Source organism: Inquilinus sp. (assembly GCF_039594555.1).
Classification (GTDB): Bacteria; Pseudomonadota; Alphaproteobacteria; order DSM-16000; family Inquilinaceae; genus Inquilinus.
Window position 1 is genome coordinate 1 of record NZ_JBCNNF010000625.1, and the last position, 2,740, is coordinate 2,740.

Sequence of the window (2,740 nt, forward strand, 5' to 3'; positions counted from 1 at the left end):
GCGCCAGCGGCGTCAGCACCAGCCCGGCGAACAGGATCGTCGCCGGCAGCGCCATCGCCGCCGGGGCCAGCCGACCCTCCGACGCCGCGACGCTCATCGCACGCCCTCGGCTGCGTCGGCGTCGCGCAGCACCCGCACCATCTCCGGCGCCCAGTCGATGCCGGCCGCAGCCCCCTCGGCCAGCGGCTCGGCGCCGAGGTTCGGCGCGGCGACCAGCAGCTCGCCGGCCGGGCTGTCCAGGTGGTACAGCCACTGGCTCCCCAGGAAGTAGCGGCGCGACACCGCGCCGGGCAGCCGGCCGGTGCCGGGCGCGCCCAGCGCCAGCTTCTCCGGCCGCAGGCACAGCAGCACCCGGGCGCCGGCGGGCAGGCCGTCGCCCGGCACCTCCAGTGTCGCGGCGCCGACCGTCACCCGCGCCACCGCGCCGGGCTGGGCCACCACCCCGTCCAGCAGGTTGGCCTTGCCGACGAAGTCGGAGATGAAGCGGCTGCGCGGATGCTCGTACATCCGGTAGGGCTGGTCGATCTGGGTGATGCGGCCGCGCTCCATCACCACCACCCGGTCGCTGATCGACAGCGCCTCGGCCTGGTCGTGCGTGACCATGATCGTGGTGGTGCCGGTGCGGCGCTGGATCTGGCGCAGCTCGAACTGCATCGCGTCGCGCAGCTTGGCGTCCAGGTTCGACAGCGGCTCGTCCAGCAGCAGCACCGGCGGCTCGATCACCAGCGCCCGGGCCAGGGCCACGCGCTGGCGCTGTCCGCCGGACAGGGCGCGCGGATAGCGGCCGGCGAGGTGGTCGAGATGGACCAGCGCCAGCGCCTCCTCGACCCGCTTCGCCCGCTCCGGCCTGGCGATGCCGCGCATCTCCAGCCCGAAGGCGACGTTGTCGGCCACGGTCATGTGCGGGAACAGGGCGTAGCTCTGGAACACCACGCCCAGGCCGCGGCGGTTCGGCTTGACCCGGGTCAGGTCCTGCCCGTCCAGCACGATCCGCCCGGTGCTGGCCGGGACGAAGCCGGCGACCATCTGCAGCGTCGTGGTCTTGCCGCAGCCGGAGGGACCGAGCAGCGACACGAACTCGCCGCGCTCCACGGTCAGGTCGAGATCGGCGACCGCCGCGACGTCGCCATAGAGCTTCGAGATCCGCTCGAGACGGAGGAAGGTCACTGCAGTCTCCCTGGCATCCCTGTCCATAGCCGTTCCGCGCTGCCGCGCATCGGCCCCGCCGGTCTTGCCCTCCGTGGAACGGAAGGCGCCGACGCGTCATTCCAGAAGACTCTTTCGCGATAGCGAGTCAAGGCGACATTCCGTTTTAGAGAGAGTATTCTGATTCAGATTTCGCTAATCGGAATCATAGGCGCTAATATCGATCTGGAGTTTCCGGAAATGGCGAAAGAGAGCGAGGCCCCGGGCAAGAGCCTGCAGCGCGGTTTCGCCATCCTGCGGGCCCTGACCGAGGCGGGTGGGGAGGGGGCGAAGCTGATCCGTATCGCCGAGGCCACCGGCCTGACCCAGGCGACCGTGCATCGGCTGCTGCAGGGGCTGCAGGCGGAAGGGGTGGTGGAGCAGGATGGCCGCAGCCGCCTCTACCGGCTCAGCGTCGATTTCTTCGCCCTCGCGGCGCGGGCGGGCAATCCCGGCAATCTGCGCGACCTGTGCTGGCCGGTGCTGCAGCGCCTCTCCGCCATGCTCCACGACACCGTGTTCCTGCTGGTGCGCAGCGGCTTCGACGCGATGTGCCTGGACCGTTGCGAGGGGCCGTTCCCGATCCGCTCCTTCACCGGCGACATCGGCGGCCGGGTGCCGCTCGGGGTGGGGCAGGGGGCGCTGGTGATCCTGGCCTTCCTGCCGGAGGCGGAGCGGGAGGAGGTGATCCGCTTCAACGTGCCCCGGCTACTGGGCCAGGGCTTCATGGACGAAGTCTATCTGCGCACCGAGATCGCCAAGGCGCGCGAAGCCGGCTTCGCCTCCCGGCGCGACGTGGCACTGCCCGGCATGGGCGGGGTCGCGGTGCCGGTGCTCGACCGCGAGGGCCGGGCGGTGGCCGCGCTCAGCATCGGCACGATCTCCGAGCGGCTGGGCGAGGACCGGTTGCCGACGGTGGTCGAGATCCTGAAGCGAGAGGCGACGGCGATCGGACCCCGCATCAACCCCTTCGACCCCACGCTGCGCCGGCCGGCGCAGCTGCTGGGCAGCGCCGCCCGGTGATACGCTTGTCTGATATCGAGCCCGCCCCCTCACCCGAAATCGCCGCGCGATTTCGACCTCTCCTCAAGGAGAGGTGTCTTCGCGCTGCCGTCCCGTTCCCCTCTCCTCGGAGAGAGGGAGGGCCCCGTTCGCGTTGGCGAACGGGAGGGTGAGGGGGAATGCTTCCGTTTTCGGCGTCGATATGCCAGGGAGGGCGGATATGACCGACGATCCCGCGCTCGACACCCTGTTCCTGCCGTTCCGCAGCGGCGTCCTCACCTGGCCCGAGGACGGCCGCGCTCTGCTGCTCGGTGCCTGCGCCGGCGCGGCGCTGGCCGAGTTCGCGTCGCCGGCCCTGGCCTGCGAGCAGAGCTTCCGGCCGCGCGCCGCAGCGCTGGAGGCGGCGGGGCTGACCGTCTCGACCCGGGTCGAGGGCCGCTTCCCGCTGGTGCTGGTGTTGCCGCCACGGCAGCGCGAGGCGGCGCGGGCGCTGCTGGCCCGGGCGCTGGACCAAGCCGAGCCGGGTGGGACCGTGGTGGTCAGCCTGGCCATC

At 71.7% G+C, this 2,740-nt stretch carries 2 protein-coding genes and 1 pseudogene; 2 read left to right on the forward strand and 1 reads right to left on the reverse strand.

Annotated features, from left to right (window positions below):
- Positions 1 to 93: 93 nt before the first annotated feature.
- Positions 94 to 1,167, reverse strand: a complete 1,074-nt coding sequence (locus tag ABDW35_RS35160; protein WP_343718485.1) for an ABC transporter ATP-binding protein — start codon at positions 1,165 to 1,167, stop codon at positions 94 to 96.
- Positions 1,168 to 1,386: 219 nt separating this feature from the next.
- Between ABDW35_RS35160 and ABDW35_RS35165 the strand changes: the two genes are divergently transcribed.
- Complete coding sequence (locus ABDW35_RS35165) at positions 1,387 to 2,208, forward strand: IclR family transcriptional regulator (RefSeq protein WP_343718486.1); 822 nt, start codon at positions 1,387 to 1,389, stop codon at positions 2,206 to 2,208.
- Positions 2,209 to 2,407: 199 nt separating this feature from the next.
- A pseudogene (locus tag ABDW35_RS35170) lies at positions 2,408 to 2,740 on the forward strand (class I SAM-dependent methyltransferase); the annotation flags it as partial.